Source organism: Veillonella sp. 3891 (assembly GCF_003992315.1).
Taxonomy (GTDB): domain Bacteria; phylum Bacillota; class Negativicutes; order Veillonellales; family Veillonellaceae; genus F0422.
Genome location: NZ_RQVE01000017.1, coordinates 1 through 23,919 on the forward strand (window position 1 = coordinate 1; position 23,919 = coordinate 23,919).

Genomic DNA, 23,919 nt, shown 5'->3' on the forward strand with positions numbered 1-23,919 from the left:
CATATGATTCAGTCCTTTCTTATTTGTGTGGTTACTTATATTGTAAAGCAAACTGAATGATATGCCTATTTTTATGCATGAAAAAAATATCTTGGGGGGATAGCTTTTGCTGTCCCCCCAAAATATATTATAGAACCAAATATATTATAAAACCAGTATATTTATATGTTATTACAGTTCTTATATGAAAGAAACTGAACAGATTAATTGCTGTCTTCAAAACTTAGGAAAGAGCCAAAATATTATACAAGGTATACTAAAAGGACTGGAATATGTTGTGCCAGTCCTTGTTAGCGCTTACTTTTATAAGCTATATTGTATTGTATATTCTATTGGGCGTCCCATACCAAAGAACAAGTAGACCTTTCAAACGCTATGTATGAATTGTTTTCTTATACTTTGTCTGCTGGATAGCCATTGCGTGCGTAATCTACAGCAGCTGTAAATAAGATATCTGTAGAAGAGTTTAAGGCTGTTTCAGTGGAGTCTTGGATCACACCAATGATGAAACCAACACCTACCACTTGCATAGCTACGTCGTTGGAAATGCCGAATAGGGAACAAGCTAATGGAATCAATAATAGGGAACCACCAGCTACACCAGAGGCACCGCAAGCGGAGATAGTAGCAATAATGCTAAGCAAGATAGCAGTAGCTAGGTCTACTTGAATCCCCAATGTAGATACAGCAGCCAATGCCATTACTGTGATCGTGATGGCTGCACCCCCCATGTTGATAGTAGCTCCAAGTGGAATGGAAATGGAATACGTATCTGGTGTAATGCCTAAACGTTTTGCTAAATCCATGTTCACTGGAATGTTCGCAGCGGAACTACGAGTGAAGAAGGCTGTCACACCAGATTCACGAAGACAACGGAATACCAATGGATATGGATTGCGTTTCATCACGATAGCTACGATTAATGGGTTGATGATGAGTGCTACCGCAAACATACAGCCTAATAATACTAATAATAATTTACCGTATGTCAGTAAAGCACCTAATCCATTTTCGCCGATGGATTGAGCCACTAAACCCATGATACCAAGGGGAGCAAATTTGATGATCCATTGTACAGCTAGTGTGATTGCATCAGAGATAGAAGACATCACATCTTTTGTTTCATTTGCTGCATGGCGAAGAGCGAAACCAAATAATAAAGCCCAACCAAGAATACCGATGTAGTTACCACCTAAGATGGCTTTCACAGGATTTTCTACGATATTTGTTAATAAGGTAGAAAGTACAGCGGTGATACCGCTAGGAGGTGCTGTATCGGCTGGAGATGCGGATAATAACAAGGTAGTTGGGAATAAGAAACTGCCTACTACAGCGATAGCTGCGGATGCAAATGTACCGATTAAATACAAGACGATAATGGAACGCATGCCTGTTTTTTGACCAGATCGATGGCGGCTAACTGCTGCGATGACCAAGAAAAATACTAATACCGGTGCCACACCTTTTAATGCACCTACGAAGATGGTACCTAATAAAGATAACTTCACAGCGTTTTCTGGTGACCATACGGCAATACCGGTACCGATTAAGAGGCCTATGCAGATCTGCTGGATAAGGCTAAATTTATTGATAAATTGAAATAATGCCCTCATAGAAAACTCCTTATACTTATAAATACTTAAAATCGAGTACAAATATCTACTCATAAAAGACATAAGCACATTATAAACGGAATAGATTCTTTTGGCAAGAGAAAAAAATCACAAATTATGGAATATCCTTAGCCATTCGTGTATAATGGATAACGGTATAATTAACTGGAGGTATATTGTGGAATTTAAAACACATGAAGATAAAAAAGCCTATGTGCAAGATGTATTTTCTCATATTGCGAAACATTACGATATGATGAATACCTTATTGAGCTTTAACCAAGATGCACGGTGGCGTAAATTTGCTATCGAGCAATTAGAACTGACAGAAGGTATGCGACTAGCTGATATTGCATGTGGTACCTGTATGTTGACAAAAACTGCATTACAAGAGATTCCGTCCTTACATGTAGAAGGACTTGACTTTAGTCCTGAGATGCTTGCAGTTGGACAAAATCGGTTAGAGAAAGAAGGATATACAGATCGTGTGACCTTAACCCAAGGGGATGCGATGGATTTACCTTATGAAAGCAATTCTTTTGATGGAGCCGTATCTGGTTTTGCCTTGCGCAATGTGCCAAGCATTGAACAAACGATTCGAGAAATGAAACGTGTTGTTAAACCAGGTGGCAAAGTAGTTACTTTGGAATTAGCAAAGCCAACTATGTTTGGATTTAAACAAGCCTATTATTTATATTTTGAAAAGATTTTGCCTGTGCTGGGTAAATTGAGTCGTGATCAATCATCCTATGCGTGGCTCCCAGAATCCTTGCGCCGGTATGTGGGGCAAGAAGGTGTGCTTCAAATTTTTAAAGATGTGGGACTACAAGATGCTAAGTATTTTGAACTTACAGGGGGTATTGTAGCAGTTCATGTGGGCACTGTGCCAAAAGAATAGAAAAAAGCTGTCATCCACGGCGATGTGATGACAGCTTTTATTTGTTTTATTCATGTCCAAAGCGATTTGGATTTTTTAATGTTTCTTCATAGATATGATTTACAATCTTCCAGTTCACAATGGTGAAGAAGTTGTTAATATATTCTTCACGGCTGGAATGGGAATACATATACTCCCATAGATTGATACCTAATATTGCAGTTTGCATATCCATAACTGGATTATCCTGTTCTTTGGTGGAAGTAATGGAAAGGGTATTATCAGGGTTGATGACAAGCCAAGTCCATCCATTACCAATATGAGCGAGAGCCTCGTCAGTAAACTGTTTTTGGAATGTTTCCAAGGAACCAAAGCATCGATTGATAGCATCTTTGATTGCTCCGTCGATAGTACTTGTATTCGGGCTTGTTAAGGTGTGCAAAAATAAGGTTAGATTCTTATAGGTACCACCATAGACCTGAATGTCTTGACGAATTTCTTGTGGTACATGGCTTAGACCACCTAGTAGACAATCGATATGGCCGAAACGAAGGTCTGGAAAGTCTTCTACTAGTTCATTAAGTTGAGATATGGCATGGCTGTATACATTAGTATACAAAGACGTGAGTATTTCTCTGTCGATGATTGGCTCTAAGGCACGGTCAGAATAAAGCAGTGGTTCTAATTCAAAATATTTCATGGACACCTCCGTTGCAAAGACTTGATAATGATATGTATTATCATAGTTAACTATATGGTAATAGATAGGGAATTAAAAGTCAAGAAGCAAAGGATGTTTAAAAGATGCTTTCTATATACAATTGCACATTGAATAAACAATACAAAATCGGTATAATAAGAGATAATCAAAATACATGGAGTTACATCAATGGTTGAAAGGAGTTTTGTATGAAAACACAAAGTAAACATTGGATACTAGGCGCTGCCATTGTTGGTGTGATAGCTTTAAGTCAAACGGCGTATGCGGCACAAGATCCGTTAATGTTACCAGAGCAAGAAGGCTTACAAGTCATTTCAGAAATACAAGCTAAGATTACAGTGGAGAGTCCCAACTGGGAAGTAAAGCAAGTGGTGGATACCTTTGCTAACTATGGGCAAGATCATAGTAAACAATTATATGAATTGCAAACACATCAAGTTATTTCTGCAGGGCAATTGGACGTCATTAATGCATTGTATTATATGAATGTGCGGAAAAACTTTTACATTGAAAGCCATCGCTGGAAAAAAGATAGCTATGGAAGAAAAGTGTTAAATAGTTTATACGCAGATTATCAAAACTATCTGAATAGTCATCGCTATGTACCAGCCAATGAAGTAGATGCCTATAAGGAAGAATTTTTAGGGATTTTGGCACGTCATGCAGAGAAAGTGCACAATGATGAATTGCGTACATATATGAACGAAATGGTCATCTTTGGTTTAGAACAAGCTATGAAAGATCATAACCCTTCCGTAAAAGAATACAAAGGAAAATAAGCCTTAGCCTACTCGTCATAGAGTAGGCTAATTTTTTGACAAATTATATAAGTTATGGTTTAATGTAATGGTGTTGTAATTAGTACAACTTCTTAATAATGTAGAAACGAATGGAGAGATGACATGAGTGAAATCGCGAAACAGGTCCATCCTGTTGACGAAATGTTACCCCTATCTAAGTTGTTTTCCTATGGACTACAACACGTATTGGCTATGTATGCTGGTGCAGTAGCGGTGCCTATTATTTTGGCGAATGCATTGGGACTATCAACACAGGATTTAATACGCCTCATTAATGCGGATTTATTTGCCTGTGGTATTGCCACATTGATTCAAACCTTAGGAATAGGACCAGTAGGTGCACGCATTCCTATGATTCAAGGCGTTACTTTTGCATCGGTAGCACCTATGATTATTATCGGAACAGAGCATGGTTTACCAGCTGTATATGGTGCCATCATTGTGGCAGGATTATTTACCTTTTTGATTGCTCCTTATTTTAGTCGTCTCATTCGATTATTTCCGCCTGTAGTAACGGGGACGATAGTTACTATTATCGGTATTAGCTTGATGCCTGTAGCCATCATGTGGATTGCCGGCGTATCTCCGGAAGATCCGAACTATGCTAGCTCCACGAATCTATGGTTAGCAGGATTAACATTACTCATTGTAGTATTAGTCAATCGATTTGCAAAAGGTTTTCTCAGCAATTTATCTGTTCTCATCGGATTATTGGGGGGGACTATCATCGCCTATTTCTTAGGCGTTGTCAACTTTACAGAAGTTGGCCAATCAGATTGGTTTGGTATTGTGACACCATTAGCGTTTGGTATACCTACCTTTGATGTGAGTTCTATCATCGCTATGCTTGTGGTCATGTCTGTCTGTATGGTAGAGACCACGGGAGATGCCATTGCTATAGGTGAAATTGTGGATAAAAAAGTGGACAAGAAAACATTGAGCTCTTGTTTACAAGCGGATGGATTGTCTACTTGTATTGGAGGGTTTTTAAATAGTTTTCCTTATACGGCATTTGCACAAAACATTGGCTTGATTGCAGTAACGAATGTGAAAAGCCGTTTCGTGGTGGCTACATCTGGTGTAATCTTGATGGTGTTAGGATTGTTCCCTAAATTGGCTGCTGTAGTAGCATCCATTCCGAGTCCTGTATTGGGTGGTGCAGGGATCGCTATGTTTGGTATGATTATTGCTAGTGGTATCCGTTCCTTAGGAAAGGTTGAGTATGAGGATAATCATAACTTAGTGATTGTGGCTTTAAGCATTGGTGTGGCTATGATTCCTATCGGAGCCCCTCAGTTTTATCATAATTTTCCACCTGCTGCAAAAATTATTTTTGAAAGTGGGATTACCTTTGGCAGCATCTTAGCTGTCGTGTTAAACATGGTCTTTAACGGACTAGGCCATACAGATACAAAAGAATAATTGCTTTTACCTGTAAACGTTGATGAAAGAATGAGCACGTCTCTAAAGAAATACATTTATTGTGTTTCAAGATGACGTGCTTTTTATTATAGATTTACTGTGTAAACGTGATATAATAAGGATTATATAGGTAATTTTAAATATAATAATCTAAGGAGATATAATGGACGCAAAAATTATTGCTATTTCAATTAGCAGAGCAAAAGGACAAAAGAAAACAAACATCCCAGAAGCGGAGTTAGTCGTAAATCATGGTATTGAAGGCGATGCTCATGCAGGTCCATGGCACCGTCAATTGAGCTTGCTTGGCATTGAAAGTATCGAGTTAATGCGTAAAAGTGGGGCTGATGTAAACCCTGGAGATTTTGCAGAAAACATTACGGTAGAAGGTTTGACTTTATTCCAATTACCAGTGGGAACTAAATTAGCCTTAGGCAAAACGATTGTAGAAGTTACGCAAATCGGTAAAGAGTGCCATCAAGGTTGCGAAATTATGCAACAAGTAGGAAGTTGCATTATGCCTACACAAGGGATTTTTGGCCGTGTTTTAGAAGGCGGAAAGATTCAAGTAGGCGATGCAGTGTGTATTGTTGAGGAGCCAGTCAATGCGTGATAGCCAAGGGCGTGTCATTGAGTATGCCCGTATATCCTTAACGGAGGCGTGTAATTTTTGTTGTGCCTATTGTCGGCCACAGGAGATTACAGAGGCTATGGCGCCAGTCTTGCCACCAAGCTTTTGGTTGCCACTCTTAGAGTCACTGCACTTATGTGGCGTTAAAGCTTTGCGCTTAACTGGGGGCGAGCCCTTGTTGTATCCACATTTATATGAGCTGTTAGAGCATATACGTGAGGGCCAATGGTTTACCGATATTTCTATGACGACCAATGGTAGCCTATTAGAAACACAGGCAGAACGCTTGTTTACAGCTGGGGTACAACGACTGAATATTAGTTTAGACTCTGTGGAAGAAGAAGGCTTTGCCAAGGCGGTAGGTCGCAATGGACAATTAGCTGGCGTACTTCGCGGTATAGAAGCTGCAAAGACGGCGGGCTTTCAAAGTATAAAAATCAATACTGTAGTGCAGGCGCCATTTTCTGACAAAGAAGTGGAAACCTTATTGCACTATGGAAAAGAATGGGATGTGGTATGGCGATTTATTGAATATATGCCATTCCAAGGAAAACAAAGTCATGTGCCCACCTTTGGAGAATGGAAGGTGCAGATTGAACGCATTGTGGGATCTGAGCTAAAGCCTGTTACAGACCGATTGGGATTTGGCCCAGCTCAATACTTCCAATTACCAGATGGACAACGAATTGGCTTTATTTTTCCTTTGTCCAATCAATATTGCTCTTCTTGTAATCGCATTCGTTTCACTGCAGATGGATCGTTACGCTTATGTTTGTTACGTGATGATGATCTAGATTTGCGTGGACTTATACAAAATGGTGGAACGCCACAGACTATATTGCATTGCATTGAAGAGGCATTACAGGGTCGGTATGCGAGTCATGATGGAAATTCCATTGAAAAAGTGGAACGTCCTATGTGGCGTATCGGCGGTTAGGAGTTATGATGAAAGTAGAATCTTTTGGACGATTACAAACAGGCCAAGAGGCTCATGTATATACAATAGAAAATGACGCACTGCGAGTACAAATTAGTAATTATGGTGCCACCATTGTCGCTGTCTATGACAAAGTGTTGCAGCGTCATTTAGCATTGGGTTATGATTCTGTACAAGACTATGAAATAAAGCATGGACAACTAGGAGCTACTGTAGGGCGTGTGGCAAACCGTATTGCCAATGCAACCTATACGTGGAATGGCACAGTTCATCAACTAACAGCGAATAATGGACCCAACTTACTACATAGTGGTAAAGGAAACATTGGGCATCGTTTATGGGATGTAGTGGAGGAGAATTGTTCTGATACAGTGGTACATCTATCTCATTCCATTACATCTGAAGAAGATGGATTTCCAGGCGATGTATATGTAGAAGCAGTGTTTAGATTGGTAGAACAGACCTTAGTAGTTACATATGCTTACACAACCTCAGAAGATTCCTTTGTCAATTTGACGAATCATGTATACTTTAATTTACATGGAGAAGGTGACTTATCGAACCATGTATTAGAATTAGGATCTCATCAGTATATGCCATTTGGAGACCATCAAATTCCCCAATCAGAACCAGCATCTGTAGAAGGAACACCGTTTGATTTTAGAAAAGGCATGGATCTACAAAAAGCATTGGACTATTATGCTGATGCCTTGAGCCAATATAAAGGATATGACCATGATTTTGTAACAGCTCCGGTAGATGGAAGTAATGCAGCAGATTCTGTAGTGCCTTTTGCGGTGTTACAAGGTAAAGATGTGACAGCCGTATTCCATACGGATGCACCACATTTTCAGGTATATACAGGAAATTGGTTAAACGAGGATGGTCGAGATCGCTATTATGGCAGTCATGCAGGGATTGCCATTGAGCCACAATTTGTGCCGAATGATATCAATATGAATGGTGAAAGTAAGACCAAAGCAGATACTGTCTATGAAAGAACAATTGCCTATTCATTTTATCATCGGTAAGCGTATCTACTAGCAAGGAGATAAGAGGCTAATGAAATCATTTACTTATTATAATCCAACCAAAATTGTATTTGGTAAAGATTGCGTGAAAGAATCATTAGTTGCTGAATTAAGCAACTATGGAACCCGAGTACTACTCACCTATGGTGGAGGTAGTATTAAAAAGAATGGCATTTATCACGCGGTAAAAGAAGCCTTAGAACAAGCGGGTAAAGAAGTGTTTGAGCTAAGTGGTATTATGTCAAATCCACGGACTACGAAAGTACGGGAAGGTATTGCTTTATGCAAAGAGCATAACATTGACTTTATCTTAGCTGTTGGTGGTGGATCTGTGATTGATTGCACTAAATTCATTGCAGGCGGAGCTAAGTTACCAGATACGGTTGATTTTTGGCAAACCTTCTTTTTAGACCATCAACCTGTAACGGAAGCATTGCCATTTGGGGTGGTCTTAACCATGGCAGCCACTGGCAGCGAAATGAATAATGGTGGTGTGATTACAGACTGGGAAACACAGAAAAAATTAAGCGCTTATGGACCTGTGTTGTTCCCTCAATTTTCTATGTTAGACCCTACCTATACTTATACGTTACCGAGAGAACAAGTTGCTTATGGTATCGTAGATATGTTGTCTCATCTATTGGAACAATATGTGTCTACACCAGATGACGATAATGTGACAGATTCTGCTATTGAGGGAATCTTTAAAAATATAGTGCGCAATGGTCGGAAATCTATGAAAAACTTAGAAGACTACGAAGCCCGTTCTAATATTATGTGGGGTGCTACCTTAGCCTTGAATCGTTCCTTAGGATTAGGAAAAGATCAAGACTGGATGACCCATGCCTTAGAACATGCTCTATCAGCTTTTTATGATATTCCTCATGGGGCAGGCTTAGCGATTATGCATCCAGCGTATTTGCGATGGATTTTGCCTAAGGCTACAGCACGGTTGATGCGGTTTGCTAAGGAAGTGTGGGACATTGAACAAGGTACGTTGAGTGATGCTGACTATGCCTTAGCAGGTATTGAAGCTTTAGAAACATACTTCAAAGAAATAGGGGCTCCATCTACCTTGGAAGAAGTAGGTATTCCGAAAGAATCCTTACCACATATTGCGAATAGTTGCGTCCGCTATCCGACTGCATACAGCAATCTAACAGCGGAGGATGCCTTAGCTATCTATGAAAGTGTTTATAAAAAATAGTATAAGATCTCATGTGTGTCTTGCTAAGATAGGCTTTCAGATTGACATTTATAAGAGAAGTCAGTATAATTATAGCTATTGTTAATAAGAAATTTAAGTAACTTTTTCATAAGGGAGGCAGTGTCGTGTGGCACTGTTTTCTGTATATGAGGAATAGAAACGGAGAGACATACATGGCAGAGGTAAAAGAAACCTTACTTACAGCCGAAGGGTTGAAGAAGCTAGAAGAAGAATTAAATCATTATAAATCTGTACGTCGTATCGAAGTGGCTGAACGTATTAAAATTGCTATTTCTTATGGTGATATTTCAGAAAACTCTGAATATGATGATGCGAAAAACGAGCAAGCTTTCATCGAAGGTCATATCATCGAGTTGGAAAATAAAATTAATACGGCTAAAATCATCGATGAAAATGTAACAGGTGATACAGTAACGGTAGGTAGCAAAGTGACTTTGTTGGACGAAGAGTTTAATGAAGAATTAGAATATACTATCGTAGGTTCTTCTGAAGCGGATCCTTTCAATAATCGTATTTCTAACGAATCCCCTGTGGGCGTAGCGATTTTAGGAAAAGCGAAAGGTGACAAAGTAGAAGTGAACACACCAGATGGTATGGTGAGTTTTAAAATATTAAGCATTCAATAAGGGTAAAGAAGTATAAGGAGGCCCCTCATGAGCGAAGAAAAACATGTGCCGGAACAATTGGATTTAAACGATCAAATGTTGGTACGCCGCGAAAAGTTGGCGCAATATGAAGAGGATAATATCTATCCATTTGGACAACGATTTGTTGTTCAACATAAGGCACTCCAAATTAAGGATGAGTTCCATGATTTTGATGGTCAACCAGTTGTGATTGCTGGTCGATTGATGACAATTCGTTCTCATGGTAAAACAGCCTTCGCTAATTTGCGCGATTTATCTGGCGACATTCAAGTATACTTCCGTAAAGATGTGATGGGAGAAGAAGATTACAAATATGTAAAAATGCTTGATATGGGCGATATTGTAGGTATCGAGGGTCATGTGTTTAAAACACAAAAAGGTGAAATTACTGTTAAAGTTAATAAATTGACTTTATTGTCTAAATCCCTTCGTCCATTACCAGAGAAATGGCATGGTTTGAAAGATACAGAACTTCGCTATCGTCAACGCTATGTGGATTTAATTGTAAATCCAAGTGTTCGTGATACATTTGTAAAACGTACGAAAATCGTAGCAAAAATTAGAGAGTATTTAAACAGCAAGCAATTCATGGAAGTAGAAACTCCTATGATGCATGCTATCCCAGGTGGTGCGGCGGCACGCCCATTTATTACGCATCACAATGCCTTAGACATTGATATCTATATGCGTATTTCCCCTGAATTATACTTAAAACGTTTAATCGTTGGTGGTTTAGAGCGTGTGTATGAAATTAACCGTTCTTTCCGTAATGAAGGTGTATCTATCCGTCATAATCCAGAATTTACTATGATGGAATCCTACCAGGCCTATGGTAACTTTGAAGATGCTATTGCATTGACAGAAGGGGTTGTTTCCTACTGTGCACAAGAAGTACTTGGTACAACAAAAATTAACTACCAAGGCATGGATATTGATTTGACTCCACCATGGAATCGCATCACTATGCAAGAAGGTATTAAACAATACACTGGGGAAGACTTTGATGCTATTGAAACCTTGAGTGAAGCACGTGCAATTGCAGATCGCTTAAATGTAGAATATGGTGAAGCCGATGGTATTGGTAAAATCATGAATTTGTGTTTTGAAGAATATGTAGAAGAAAACTTGATGCAACCAACTGTAGTATATGGACATCCAGTTGAAATTTCCCCACTAGCAAAACAAAATCGTGAGAAACCATTGACTACAGAACGTTTTGAAATCTTTATTTATGGTCGTGAATTGGCAAATGGCTATTCCGAGTTAAATGACCCAATCGATCAAAAACAACGTTTTGAAAATCAATTAAAAGAACGTGAAGCGGGTGATGATGAAGCCCATCGTATGGATGAAGACTTTGTCACAGCTTTGGAATACGGTTTGCCGCCAACTGCAGGTTTGGGTATCGGTATCGACCGTCTAGTCATGTTCTTAACGGACTCTGCATCCATTCGTGATGTATTGTTATTCCCTCTCATGAAACCAGAAGCGGTGAAAGTAGAAGAGGAAGAAACAGCAGAAGAATAATATATGTATACGCACAGGATGTTGTGAGGTGCGTAGATGGACAGCGACTAAACAGAAATGAGTTTGGTCGCTGTTTTGTTATCCTTTCAGAGATGGAGAAAGGGTAAGGGGAAATTGCCCAAGTAAATGCCTATTAAGGTAGAAAAGTAATAGCAAATGTGCTAATATTAAAGGTAGATTAATTAAGTACTTAAATGAATTCTATGAGGTCATGATTATGTTGGATTTAAAATTTGTCCGTGAGAATATTGAAACGGTACAAGAAAACTTAGATCGTCGTCATACAACAGGCGACCTAGCTAGCTTTGTGAAGTTCTACGATGAAAGACGCGCTATCATCCAAGAAGTAGAACAATTGAAAGCAGTGCGTAATGCAGTAACGGCAGAAATCAGCCAATTAAAACGCAATAAAGAAAATGCAGATGATAAAATTGCAGAAATGCAACGTGTAGGTGATGAAATCGGTGCATTGGATACTAAATTGCGTGACGTGGAAACAGAATTACAACAAGTGGCTTTGATGTTACCTAATATGTGTGATGCTTCTGTACCAGTAGGGGCTGATGAAAACGAAAATATCGAACAACGCCGTTGGGGTACGCCTCGCTCTTTTGACTTTGACGTAAAAGCGCATTGGGACCTAGGAGAATCCTTAGGAATTTTAGATTTTGAAAGAGCTGCTAAAGAAAGTGGTGCTCGTTTCACTATTTACAAAGGGATTGGTGCACGATTAGAACGTGCATTGATTAACTTTATGTTAGATATGCATGGTAGTGCTGGCTTCACAGAGATGATGACGCCTTACATTGTCACTCGTGAAACTTTGACGAATACAGGTCAGTTGCCAAAATTTGCTGAAGATATGTATAAAGTGGAAGGGGAAAATTACTTCCTCATTCCGACCGCAGAAGTTACATTGACAAACTATCATGCCAATGAAATTTTGTCAGCTGATGAATTGCCTAAATATTATACAGCATTTACAGCTTGTTTCCGTGCCGAAGCAGGGTCTGCTGGCCGTGATACACGTGGCTTAATCCGCCAGCATCAATTTAATAAAGTAGAATTAGTGAAATTTGCAAAACCAGAAGAATCTTTTGCAGAATTAGAAACGTTAACAGCGCAAGCAGAAAGTATTTTGCAAGTGTTAGAATTACCACATCGTGTTATTACATTGTGCACAGGTGATATGGGATTTGGTTCTGCTAAAACGTACGATATCGAAGTTTGGATGCCAAGCCAAGGGGTATATCGTGAAATTTCTTCTTGCTCAAACATGACGGATTTTCAAGCACGTCGTGGTAATATTAAATTCCGTCGTGAACAAAAAGGTAAACCAGAATTTGTACATACATTAAATGGATCTGGTTTAGCTGTAGGTCGTACAGTGGCTGCGATTTTGGAAAATAATCAAGAAGCAGATGGCTCTGTACGCATTCCAACAGCGCTTCAACCATATATGGGTGGTTTAACTCATATTCATCCAGAGGCTTAGAAAGGAGTCCGCTATGAAATTCTTCATTGATACAGCTAATTTTGATGATATTAAAGCAGCCTATGAAATGGGCTTTATTGCAGGGGTAACAACAAACCCGTCTTTAATCGTGAAAGAAAAACGTGACTTACACGAAGTGATTCAACAAATTGCTGATCTTGTAGAGGGACCAGTGAGTGCAGAGGTCATTGCTACAACAGCACCAGAAATGGTGAAAGAAGCCCATGAATTAATTAAGTTGGGTGATAATGTAGTGATTAAAGTGCCAATGACAGCAGAGGGCTTAAAAGCAGTAGCTGTGCTTTCTAAAGAGGGGATTAAAACGAATGTAACTTTAATTTTCTCTGCCAACCAAGCATTATTGGCAGCCCGTGCAGGTGCTACGTATGTAAGTCCTTTCGTTGGTCGAGTAGATGATATTTCTATGGACGGAATCCAATTAATCGAAGACATTGCTGAAATTTTTATGATTCATAATATTTCAACAGAAATCATTGCAGCTAGCGTTCGTACGCCAATGCATATGACACAATGTGCCAAAGCAGGTGCACATATTGCTACAGTGCCGTTTAATGTGTTACAACAATCCTTGAAACATCCATTAACAGATGCAGGATTAGCACGTTTTCTAGCGGATTGGGAAGCAGCCAATAAATAGTAGACATAAGTGGGAGGATCAAAATGGATCGCACATTAGCCTTAGAGTTTGTTCGTGTTACAGAAGCAGCGGCATTAAAAAGTGGTCGTTTATGTGGTCGTGGAGCCAAAGATGCAGCGGATCAATTAGCTGTTGATGGTATGCGCCAAACCTTCGATACAGTACCAATTTCTGGTACCGTTGTGATTGGAGAAGGTGAAATTGATGAAGCGCCAATGTTGTACATTGGTGAACGTGTTGGGGCAGGCGGAGAAGAAGTAGATATCGCCGTAGACCCTATTGAAGGCACGAATCTAATTGCAAAAGGTCAAAATGGTGCCATTGCTGTATTGGCCATTGCACCAAAAGGCGGTTTATTGCATGCTCCAGATATGTATATGGAAAAATTGTGTGTAGGACCACGCGCCAAAGGTGTGATCGACTTGAATGAATCCATGACTGAAAACTTGCGCCGTGTTGCCGCAAAAATGGAACGTGCTATCGATGATTTAACAGTCGTTATGTTGGATCGTGAACGTCACCAAGGGTTGATGGATGAATGTCGTGCTGTCGGAGCTCGTATTCGTTTAATTACAGACGGTGATGTAAACCCAGCTATGGAATGTGGTTTAGAAGGCTCTGGTATTCACATGGTTGTAGGTACTGGTGGAGCTCCAGAAGGGGTACTGGCAGCGGCTGCTTTAAAATGTACAGGTGGGGACATGCAAGCTCGTTTAAAACCAGCTACAGATGAAGAAATTCGTCGTTGTCATGAAATGGGTATTACTGACCTTAACAAAGTATTGACCATCGATGATTTAGTAAGTGGTGATGATGTTATCTTCTCTGCCACAGCCATTACAGAAGGCAATGTATTATCTTCTATTAAATACTTCCCTGGTGGTGCTCGTACTCACTCCGTAGTGATGCGGTATAAAACGGGAACCGTTCGTTTTGTAGATACTATCCATCGATTGGATAAAAAATTATCTATGAAAGTAAAATAAATAGAATACACATAACTGTTATAGAAAGGACCGTCTAAAGGCGGTCTTTTTCTTGCGTATAGAGGAAAGATTTAGTATACTAGAGTATGAATGTTTGTCAGTCAAAACATGTTTGAAAGGTGATAGGGTATCACCGTTAAACGATAACTATAAATAAGATTAGGAGGAATTCAGTTGGAAAAGCTTATTATTCAAGGAGGTACACCTTTAGAAGGTCGTATTCGAGTAAGTAGTGCAAAAAATGCGGTACTACCAATTATTGCAGCGACTTTATTGGCGTCTACTCCAAGCACCCTGCTTGAAATTCCAGATTTGGAAGATGTTCATACTATTTGTGATGTGATTGCATCCCTTGGTGTGAAAGTAACAAAAGATGGAGAAAATATTACCTTTGATGCGTCTACAATTTCTGCTACTGAGGCGCCTTATGATCTAGTGCGTCGTATGCGTGCTTCCTTTTTAGTGATGGGACCTTTATTGGCGCGCAAAGGAGAAGCTCGTATTGCCTTACCAGGTGGTTGTGCGATTGGTAGTCGTCCAATCGATTTGCATTTAAAAGCTTTTGAAGCACTAGGTGCGACTATCACTATGGGAGAAGGTTTTGTAGAAGCAAAGGCTCCAGAAGGATTAAAAGGTAATTTAATTTATTTAGACTTCCCAAGTGTGGGGGCCACTGAAAATGTAATTATGGCAGCAACCTTTGCAGATGGCAAAACAATCATTGAAAATGCTGCAGAAGAACCAGAAATTGTTGATTTAGCTACATTCTTAAATAGTATGGGTGCTAATATTCGCGGTGCTGGTACGGATGTGATTCGTATTGAAGGCGTCAAAGAATTAAAAGGTGCTGTGCATACAGTGATTCCAGACCGCATTGAAGCGGGTACCTATTTAATTGCTGCAGCTATGGCTGGTGGCGACGTATATGTAGAAAATGCCCTTTCAGAGCATTTAAAGCCTGTGGTAGCTAAGTTAAAAGAAGCTGGTGTTACAGTAGAAGAAGATATTGATGGTATTCGTGTTATCAGTAATGGACAGTTGAAAGCAACATCTATTAAAACCTTGCCATACCCTGGATTCCCTACAGATATGCAGGCTCAATTTATGGCTATGACGACGATTGCCAAAGGTACAAGTACTGTGATGGAAACAGTCTTTGAAAATCGTTTTATGCATGTGGATGAGTTGAAAAAAATGGGTGCTTCCATTGAGGTAGATGATCGTAAAGCTATCGTAACCGGTGTTGAACAATTGGTAGGTGCTGAAGTAGAAGCGACTGATTTACGTTGTGGTGCGGCTCTTGTGTGCGCAGGCTTAGCTGCTTCTGGGGTGACCAAAGTGGGGCAATTGACTCATATTGATCGTGGCTATGATAATTTAGTTACAAAATTAAAAGGAATAGGTGCTAACATTGTTCGGGTGGACGAGTAAGCCAAAACAACCTCAAACTAGAGAGGATAGACGGAAACAACGTCGTGTACGTAGAAAACCAATAGGAACGACTACCAAGCAAACATCCTTTAAGCGCGAAAGTCGCTCCCTATCATTTCTTGAAAAAATGAGCCTTTTATGGACTACAGATATTGGCATCGATTTGGGAACTACCAATGTAGTCATGTATGTCAAAGGTCGAGGTATTGTCTTAGATGAGCCAGGATTTGTGGCTTGCGATACAAAGACTAGAGAAGTGATTGCCGTAGGTCATGAAGCACGAGCGATTTTAGGTAGAACCCCAGAGGGCATCGAAGTGATTCAGCCTTTGAAAGGTGGTGTCATTGCCGATTATGATACAACGGCTTATATGTTGCGTCATTTTATCCGCCGTGTAGTACCTGTATCGGGAATCATTCGTTCTCGCATCATAGCCTGTGTGCCATCTAGTATTACGCCAGTAGAAAAACGGGCTGTCTTAGAAGTATTATTACAAGCTGGGGCTCGTAAAATAGTTCTCATGGAAGAACCGTTAGCAGCAGCTATTGGGACAGGTTTGGATAAAGCGGAGCAAGTAGGTGCTATGGTGGTTGATATCGGTGGTGGGACTACGGATATTGCTGTGATTTGTGATTCTGGTGTGGTAGTCAGTGAGAGTTTGCGCATCGGTAGTGATACCTTTGATGAAGCATTACTACAATATATGAAGCGGAAGAAAAAATTACTGATAGGGCCACTCACTGCGGAAGATTTAAAAATCGAAGTGGGAACTGTAGATCCTAGGTCGGATGAGGAACGAGCTATCGTGCGAGGTCGACACAGTGTGACAGGCTTGCCACGGGCGGTGGAAATTACTTCAAAAGATATGAAGTTTGCTCTAGAAAGACCAGTGCAACATATCATTGAAGGAATCATTAGCATTTTAGAAAAAACACCTCCAGAATTATTGGCGCAAATTAATGACCATGGTATTATTTTGACTGGTGGAGGCTCTCAGCTTCGTGGTTTAGACCGAATGATTACAGAAAAAACGGGTCGTCCTGCTTATGTAGTGGAACATCCTAGGTATTCTGTTATCTTGGGCACAGGAAAAGCGCTATCAGAGTTGAATCAATTGCGCGATACCTTGGAAGAACTACGATAAGTGGTACTTGACTTCATGATTTTTTCATATACAAAGTTTATGATAAGGGAAGTAAGATAGTGTATGAAAAGATAGACTATTTTACTAGGAATTGATTGTTCTGACTCTTGAAAATATGATATACTGTACATGGAAGAAAATTGTAGGAGGTGTATATATATGAAAAAAGTTTTTCTATATAGTTTGGGGGCATTGTTAGCAGCATTTTTAGTGACATCTACGGCAGAGGCTGCACCAGTAAATCATGAAACTGTGTTATCTGGTGAAGTCGTATCTGTGGTTAGTGTAGGAACTTCTGTCAAAGAAGGGGACCCATTGCTAACAGTACAAACATTAGGGGGACCTATGGTAGCATCCCGTGCCACTGTGAACGGTGTGGTACAAACAGTCTCTGTGGAGCCAGGTGCTACAGTGGAACGAGGTCAAATTATAACAGTGATCAATAACTAATTATTAATAATCAATAAGAAGAGGCGATATAGATGCAATTACATCGTTTTTGGCGTCGGTACACTAAGGGTGTGCTGGCGCTCTTATTGTGTGGGGCTACTTTTACAAGTGCTCATGCAATAGAATTTATGAAAGTAGAGGATTTACACCGTGGCATGGTAGGTCATGCGGATACAGTAGTACAAGGGGATAAAATTGATTCTTTCAAAGTGGAAGTCCTAGGCGTTATGAAACAACGTGGCCCATCGGGGGATTTGATTTTAGTGAAAGTATCAGGTCCCATCATTGATGCATCGGGGGGGATTGTTCATGGTATGAGTGGTAGCCCCGTATACATTGATGGAAAATTGGTAGGTGCTGTTGCCTATGGCTGGGGATTTACAGACGGTACTTTGGGCATGGTAACACCTATCGATCAAATGGTGAAACTGTGGGATGAGAAATACCAAAAAGATTTACCGAATCCATGGAAAGATACACAATTGATTCCGTTGGGCACACCATTGATGGCAGATGGTTATGATGAAACATCCTTAGCATATTTGGGAACAAAATTTAAGGACTTTGGTTATAAAGGATATGCTACGGCTAGTGACAGCACGGATGATATTGTGAAACCAATGGTGCCTGGTGGCTCTATTGCGGCGTTACTGGTAAAAGGTGATTTGAAGATGGGCGCCGTGGGGACTGTTACCTATGTAGATAAGGATAAAGTAGTTGCCTTTGGACACCCATTTGATAAACGTGGCTCTACAGGTTATTTCATGAATAACTCCAGTATTTTTACAGTAGTAAAAAGTATAGATTCTGGTTTTAAATTGGGGTCCTTAGGGCGAGAAGTAGGTGTTATCACAGAAGACCGTGGAGCAGGTATTGCTGGTACCGTTGGGGTATTTGGAAAAGGTGTTCCTGTGCGCATGCAACTTCGTGATTTAGATCGTGGAGTAGAGAGAAATGCGGCAGTCACTGTCGTGGAATCCTCTAAACTGACTCCGACCTTGGTGGCAACCTCGGTATATAGCTTGCTGAATAAAACACTAGACCGTGTAGGCGGTGGTACAGCTAAGATCAATATTAAGATTACACCTGTAGATCCTAAGTTGCCTACGTTAGAACGACGGAATATGGTGTACTCTAGTAGCTCGGTATCTGAAAAATCCATCGATGAATTGTTTGATATTGTGGAAAGTTTAATGAATAATGCTTTCAAAGACTATGAAATCCGTGATATTCAAGTAGATGTACAAGTGGAAGAAGCAAAACGTACAGCTACGATCATCGATGCTAGTGCAGACCAAGTCATTGTATCTCCTGGGGACAACATTGTGATTACTGCCAATTTACAAGCCTACCGCGAAGGAAAGATTCAACGAGAAATTATCTTTAAAGTGCCAGAAGATCAAAAGCTAGGAACCTATACACTTGAAGTGCGTGGTGGTGGCGTGATTCCATTGCCATACTTGTTTGAAAAACAAAAATATAATTTGACAGATGAAATTGTAGAGCGATTGAAAGTGCATAAAAACTTTGATGAATATTTCAAAGATCTCAGTGAAGATGATCAGAACAACCAAATTGTAGCAGAGTTTTTAGCCGATGATATCAGTATGGTGGAAGAGTCTGGGGACAAGGCGAAAAAGCAACGATTAGAAGCAGACGAGGAAGATGTGGACGATGATGAGTTGCCAAATGGAGGCAAACATAAAAAAGGTTTGAAAGCCTCTGATGATGACGAAAAAGAAAACAATGAAGCATCACGAGTGGTAGTAGATTATGTTGTCTTAGGTGATGGACAGTTTACGGTACAAGTGGTAGATAAAAAAGATCGAGACCATTTGCGTAAACAGCGGATCAAAGAAAAACTTTCAAATTTAAAAGAGAAAGTAAAAGCAGAAGAGTCAGACCAAAAGAAAAATAAATAGTCTTATCCGAAGAGAGCAGGAAGTGATATAGCATCATTTCCTGCTTTTATTTTGAAAACTCCGATGGTACTACTGCACATTCAAAGAGTTTTGTGATATACTGAAGATTGATACAAATACTCAGGAGGAACTATGATTTGGTTAACATGGATTGGTAAGCAAATGATCTTTTTCCTATCCCAGATAGGTGAGGCCATGTTGTTACTATGGAGGACTATAGGGCAATTACCAAAAATAAATTGGAAACTCACAATCGAACAAATGGCACACTTAGGGGTGTATTCCTTGCCGATTTTATCATTAACTATGTTTTTTGCAGGCGCTGTGATGACATTGCAAATGGCAGATGTATTGATACACTATGGTGCACAGGGAACTGTGGGTGGTATTATGGCCATTGCTATGGGGCGCGAATTAGGCCCAGTTTTAGTTGGCGTTGTATTAGCAGGTCGTGTGGGTGCAGCTATTACGGCAGAGTTAGGAACTATGAAAGTAACAGAGCAAATCGATGCCTTAAAGGTCATGGCGGTTAACCCCATTGGGTATCTTGTAGTACCTCGTGTTGTAGCATGTATGATTATGGTGCCAATCTTGACATTTTATGGTGTTCTTATCGGTACAGGTGGGGGATACTTGGTAGCTACCATAGTGAAAGGACTAGCCGGTTCTACCTATTTAGACTCCATTCAAATTTTTGCGATCCTATCTGATTTGACGTACGGACTCATTAAATCTTGTGTGTTCGGAGCGGTTATTGCCCTAGTTGGATCTTATAAAGGCATGTACACAGATATGGGGGCAACTGCTGTTGGCTATGCTACTACTAGCTCTGTAGTAACCAGTATCATTTTAGTCTTTATATTAAATTACTTTTTATCAGTCTTATTATTCTAGGAGGACCTATGATTGAATTACAAAACGTGGTCCTAGCCTATGAGAATAGAATTATTTTAGACCATGTAGATTTAACTATCCATGATGGAGAAACTCTAGCTATTTTAGGAGGCTCTGGAGCGGGCAAAAGTACTTTGCTTAAATTGATTATCGGTCTTTTACGGCCTACCAGTGGTACTATTTTAGTAGATGATGTAGATATTACGAAAATCGATGAGAATGAATTCGATCGGTTGCGACAAACTATGGGGATGGTCTTTCAATACTCTGCGTTATTTGATTCTATGAGTGTAGGAGAGAATGTAGCCTTTGGACTACGCCAACATACGACGATGAGCGAAGAGGAGATTCAACGTACTGTAGCTAGAAAGCTACGTATGGTAGGATTGCCAAAGACTGAACAGTACATGCCTAGTGAACTATCAGGGGGGATGAAAAAACGGATTAGCTTGGCTCGTGCTATTGCTTTAGATCCTAAAATCATTCTATATGATGAACCGACATCAGGATTGGATCCGATTACATCGGGCACCATTAGTCGTTTAATACGGAGCATGCAATCTCATTTGCAATGTAGTTCTATCGTGGTCACTCACGATATGAACTCAGCCTTTTTTGTGGCAGACCGCATTGCCTTACTAGATAAAGGAAAGTTTATTGAAGTATCACCAACAGAAGAGTTTAGACATTCTAAGAATCCGAAGGTACAACAATTTATAGAGGGTCGTAAATCTGTGAAAACAGAGATACAAGAAGAAGGAGATATACCATGAAGTGGACAACAGAGGCGAAGGTAGGTCTATTTACCGTAGTGGGGGTAGTCCTATTTGCTGTGTGTATTGTATTTTTAGGACGATTTGATATATTTGCAGCTCCTACTATGCATATTGCTGGGAATTTTCAATCTGTAACGGGGTTGAAAGAAGGCAATACTGTGCGCTTTTCAGGGGTGAAAGTAGGGAAAGTCAAATCTATGCAAGTCACTGACAAAGGGATTACGGTGGCTATGGACATCGACAAGGATGTAAAAATTCCGACAGACTCTGCTTTTACCATGGAAAGTGATGGTATTTTAGGGGATAAATTCATCCAAATTACGCCAGGCCGTAGTACTTTGTATTTAGATGATGGTGCTTTCATTACAGGGGATGGAAAAAGTGAAATCGATAAAACCATGGCGCAAGCTACGAAATTGATGGAAGCGGCCACCACTACATTGCAATCCATGAATGGCATCATTGGTGATGAAAAAACACAAAGCGCTTTACGCAATGCCTTACAATCGACAGAGTTAATTGCTCAAAATACAGCAAATTTGACGGCTCAAATGAATGCTATGTTAGCGAATAATAGTGACAATATTTCAGCTTTAACAGCGAATATGGTAGGCATTACACGAAATATGGAATCCTTGACAAATCAAATGGATACGAATATGAAACAATTTAATGCAGATGGTCAAGCAGGAACAGAAATGCGTCAAATTGTGAATAATTTGAAAACTACTACAGATAGTATTTCAAAAATGGCAGGCGCTATGGAAGGAGTTGTAACAGACCCTAAGAGCGCTGCGGATATTAAGGAAACTTTGCATAATACAGCACAATTAACGACTAAGCTAAATCGTCTTACCGGTGGGGACGTGAAAGCAGGTTCGGATGGAAAAAAGTCGGATCTTAAGACGCAGATAGGAGCAGAGGTATTGTACAATCCAGAGGATAAAAAAGCTCGTACTGATGCAGATGTGCGCCTTATGACGAAGGATTCTATCTATACCTTAGGGATTTCCAATATAGGTAATGGTTCGAATGTGGACCTTACCTATGGAAAACGAGTGCTAGATCAAGTATACCTACGAGGTGGTTTATTTGATGGAAAACTAGGCGTAGGAGCCGATGTGGGATTTGGAAAACCAGTTTCACTATCTGGAGCTCTATTCGATATCCGCCATGGTTCCTATCGGATTCGTTCAGATGTTCAATTATGGAAAGATACTTATGTGGTAGGTCAATGGACTTGGTATGGACATGACCATAACCGTGTGAATTATTTTGGGCTAAGAAAGACATTTTAGGAGGACCCAATGAATACAAAAATAATGACAGTAGCAGCGATGTTAGCAGCCTATGCATGTACAGTAGGAGCAGCGGCACCGCAAACAGATACAGTAAAATTAGTACATTTTCAAGAAAAAGCAACTGCGCAAGCAGCAATGATGACAAAGGCATATAAAAACCAAGCACAGACAAACAGTCAATCTGTGTCTATTACATTGCCACAATCCATTGCATTAGCATTGCAAAATAATAGAACCTTACATCAATCTCAATGGGATTATGAAGCGGCAATAGCACAAGTAGGAGTTGCGACTAGCGGTAGGAATCCAGTAGTGACGTATAATTATAGCGCTAACCATACAGGAAATGAAGTGAACGGTGTTAGTAAAACTGGAAATGCCTTTTCGCATCAATTAGGTGTGGGAGTATCTGTATTTAATCGTGCTTTGGATGCACAAATTGAAGCAGCTAAATATAGTCGTGATGGCAGTGGCGCAGCATTAACGGAAGCCGCACAAACAGCTAAATTAACGGCAGCAACTAATTATTTGTCCCTTATCATGTCTCGTAATAAGGTAAATGTAGCAGAACAAACTGTGCGTGATTACGAAGAACATTTAAAAAATGCTAACTTACAATATCAAGTAGGTATTGTATCTAAATCTGATGTACTGGCTACGAATACACGATTAGCGAATGCAAAAACTGCTTTAGTAGAAGCGAAAAACGCTGCTAATTTAGCAGAGGCAAAGTTCAATAATCATGTAGGATTGCCTGTATCTACACCAATCGTAACAGCAGACAAAGAATTAAGCTATGCACCATATGGTATTTCATTAGAATCAGCTAAATCCTATGGGGTTCTACATCGCGGTACAATTGTACAAGCAGCGATGCTAGTAAAAGGGGCGGAAGAAAATCTAAGACGTGCTGATGCATCAGATATTCCAGTGGTCAAAGCAAATGCTAGTCGTGGTATGAATGGTACACATTGGGCTGGCAATGACACTAAAAACTGGGCTGTAGGGGCCACACTATCTTGGAATGTATGGGATGGGGGCCAATCAAAAGCGAATGTGACAGCAGCAAAAGCTAATGTAGAAAAAGCAAAAGAAGCCTATGCTCAAACTATTGAAACTGTACAACTGCAAATCCAAGAAGGATACTTAAATTTAAAAGCGGCAGAGCAAAAAATTCAAAGCACTCATGCAGCAGTAGAAGCAGGACAGGAAGATTTCCGTATTAAGACACTACGATATCGTTCTGGAGTGGGTACAAATGTGGATGTATTAGACGCAGAAACTTCGTTAGCAACGGCACGTAATAATTATGTAGATGCACTATATAACTACAATTTAAGTATTGCTACTTTAGAAAAAGCGATGGGTATTCCGGTTGACTCTGCTGTGGGTACTGGGGTAAATATCGTGAATCAGGGATAGTCATCT

22 protein-coding genes are annotated in these 23,919 nt (G+C 40.0%); 20 read left to right on the forward strand and 2 right to left on the reverse strand.

What is annotated here, in order from left to right; all coding sequences use genetic code 11:
• Positions 1–392: 392 nt before the first annotated feature.
• Complete coding sequence (gene sstT / locus EO118_RS07820; protein ID WP_127069387.1) at positions 393–1,613, reverse strand: serine/threonine transporter SstT; 1,221 nt, start codon at positions 1,611–1,613, stop codon at positions 393–395.
• Positions 1,614–1,758: 145 nt separating this feature from the next.
• On the opposite strand from sstT, the gene EO118_RS07825 reads away from it, so the two are divergent.
• Positions 1,759–2,511, forward strand: coding sequence for a class I SAM-dependent methyltransferase (locus EO118_RS07825; protein WP_127069388.1), 753 nt, complete (start codon positions 1,759–1,761; stop codon positions 2,509–2,511).
• A 46-nt stretch (positions 2,512–2,557) separates the two neighbouring features.
• Here EO118_RS07825 and EO118_RS07830 read toward each other — a convergent pair whose 3' ends face one another.
• Positions 2,558–3,190 carry a superoxide dismutase gene (locus EO118_RS07830; RefSeq protein ID WP_127069389.1) on the reverse strand — a complete coding sequence of 211 codons (633 nt, stop codon included), beginning with the start codon at positions 3,188–3,190 and terminating at the stop codon, positions 2,558–2,560.
• 209 nt (positions 3,191–3,399) lie between these two features.
• On the opposite strand from EO118_RS07830, the gene EO118_RS07835 reads away from it, so the two are divergent.
• The 19 genes from EO118_RS07835 (at position 3,400) to EO118_RS07925 (ending at position 23,913) form a co-directional block, all read left to right on the forward strand.
• On the forward strand, positions 3,400–3,990 hold the full coding sequence (locus EO118_RS07835) for a hypothetical protein (protein WP_127069390.1): 591 nt from the start codon (positions 3,400–3,402) through the stop codon (positions 3,988–3,990).
• 123 nt (positions 3,991–4,113) lie between these two features.
• Positions 4,114–5,433 carry a nucleobase:cation symporter-2 family protein gene (locus tag EO118_RS07840; protein ID WP_127069391.1) on the forward strand — a complete coding sequence of 440 codons (1,320 nt, stop codon included), beginning with the start codon at positions 4,114–4,116 and terminating at the stop codon, positions 5,431–5,433.
• A 160-nt stretch (positions 5,434–5,593) separates the two neighbouring features.
• Positions 5,594–6,046: an MOSC domain-containing protein gene (locus EO118_RS07845; RefSeq protein WP_127069392.1), complete on the forward strand. Its 453-nt coding sequence runs from the start codon at positions 5,594–5,596 to the stop codon at positions 6,044–6,046.
• Positions 6,039–7,001: a GTP 3',8-cyclase MoaA gene (locus EO118_RS07850; protein ID WP_127069393.1), complete on the forward strand. Its 963-nt coding sequence runs from the start codon at positions 6,039–6,041 to the stop codon at positions 6,999–7,001. Before EO118_RS07845 ends, EO118_RS07850 begins: the two co-directional genes overlap by 8 nt.
• A 5-nt stretch (positions 7,002–7,006) precedes the next feature.
• Positions 7,007–8,032 carry an aldose epimerase family protein gene (locus tag EO118_RS07855; protein WP_127069394.1) on the forward strand — a complete coding sequence of 342 codons (1,026 nt, stop codon included), beginning with the start codon at positions 7,007–7,009 and terminating at the stop codon, positions 8,030–8,032.
• A 31-nt stretch (positions 8,033–8,063) separates the two neighbouring features.
• Positions 8,064–9,239, forward strand: coding sequence for an iron-containing alcohol dehydrogenase (locus EO118_RS07860; protein ID WP_127069395.1), 1,176 nt, complete (start codon positions 8,064–8,066; stop codon positions 9,237–9,239).
• A 173-nt stretch (positions 9,240–9,412) separates the two neighbouring features.
• Positions 9,413–9,886, forward strand: coding sequence for a transcription elongation factor GreA (greA, locus tag EO118_RS07865; RefSeq protein ID WP_127069396.1), 474 nt, complete (start codon positions 9,413–9,415; stop codon positions 9,884–9,886).
• 27 nt (positions 9,887–9,913) lie between these two features.
• Positions 9,914–11,434 carry a lysine--tRNA ligase gene (lysS, locus tag EO118_RS07870; RefSeq protein WP_127069397.1) on the forward strand — a complete coding sequence of 507 codons (1,521 nt, stop codon included), beginning with the start codon at positions 9,914–9,916 and terminating at the stop codon, positions 11,432–11,434.
• A 217-nt stretch (positions 11,435–11,651) separates the two neighbouring features.
• Positions 11,652–12,929, forward strand: a complete 1,278-nt coding sequence (gene serS, locus EO118_RS07875; RefSeq protein ID WP_009353820.1) for a serine--tRNA ligase — start codon at positions 11,652–11,654, stop codon at positions 12,927–12,929.
• Positions 12,930–12,942: 13 nt separating this feature from the next.
• Positions 12,943–13,587 (forward strand): fructose-6-phosphate aldolase, encoded by a 645-nt coding sequence (gene fsa / locus EO118_RS07880; protein ID WP_009353803.1) that lies wholly within the window; start codon positions 12,943–12,945, stop codon positions 13,585–13,587.
• 23 nt (positions 13,588–13,610) lie between these two features.
• Complete coding sequence (glpX, locus tag EO118_RS07885) at positions 13,611–14,573, forward strand: class II fructose-bisphosphatase (RefSeq protein WP_062401433.1); 963 nt, start codon at positions 13,611–13,613, stop codon at positions 14,571–14,573.
• 174 nt (positions 14,574–14,747) lie between these two features.
• Positions 14,748–16,004, forward strand: a complete 1,257-nt coding sequence (gene murA / locus EO118_RS07890) for a UDP-N-acetylglucosamine 1-carboxyvinyltransferase (RefSeq protein WP_127069398.1) — start codon at positions 14,748–14,750, stop codon at positions 16,002–16,004.
• Positions 15,976–17,148, forward strand: coding sequence for a rod shape-determining protein (locus tag EO118_RS07895; protein WP_127069399.1), 1,173 nt, complete (start codon positions 15,976–15,978; stop codon positions 17,146–17,148). Before murA ends, EO118_RS07895 begins: the two co-directional genes overlap by 29 nt.
• A 159-nt stretch (positions 17,149–17,307) precedes the next feature.
• Positions 17,308–17,598, forward strand: a complete 291-nt coding sequence (locus EO118_RS07900; RefSeq protein ID WP_009353801.1) for a biotin/lipoyl-containing protein — start codon at positions 17,308–17,310, stop codon at positions 17,596–17,598.
• Positions 17,599–17,630: 32 nt separating this feature from the next.
• Positions 17,631–19,520: a SpoIVB peptidase S55 domain-containing protein gene (locus EO118_RS07905; RefSeq protein WP_009353807.1), complete on the forward strand. Its 1,890-nt coding sequence runs from the start codon at positions 17,631–17,633 to the stop codon at positions 19,518–19,520.
• Positions 19,521–19,652: 132 nt separating this feature from the next.
• A complete protein-coding gene (locus EO118_RS07910) occupies positions 19,653–20,414 on the forward strand; it encodes an ABC transporter permease (protein ID WP_009353821.1) in 762 nt (253 codons plus the stop codon).
• Between the two features lie 8 nt (positions 20,415–20,422).
• Positions 20,423–21,187, forward strand: coding sequence for an ABC transporter ATP-binding protein (locus EO118_RS07915; RefSeq protein WP_009353808.1), 765 nt, complete (start codon positions 20,423–20,425; stop codon positions 21,185–21,187).
• A complete protein-coding gene (locus EO118_RS07920) occupies positions 21,184–22,488 on the forward strand; it encodes an MlaD family protein (protein WP_009353814.1) in 1,305 nt (434 codons plus the stop codon). The genes EO118_RS07915 and EO118_RS07920 overlap by 4 nt, the downstream gene beginning before the upstream one ends.
• A 9-nt stretch (positions 22,489–22,497) precedes the next feature.
• Positions 22,498–23,913, forward strand: coding sequence for a TolC family protein (locus tag EO118_RS07925; protein WP_127069400.1), 1,416 nt, complete (start codon positions 22,498–22,500; stop codon positions 23,911–23,913).
• The last annotated feature ends 6 nt before the right edge of the window (positions 23,914–23,919 follow it).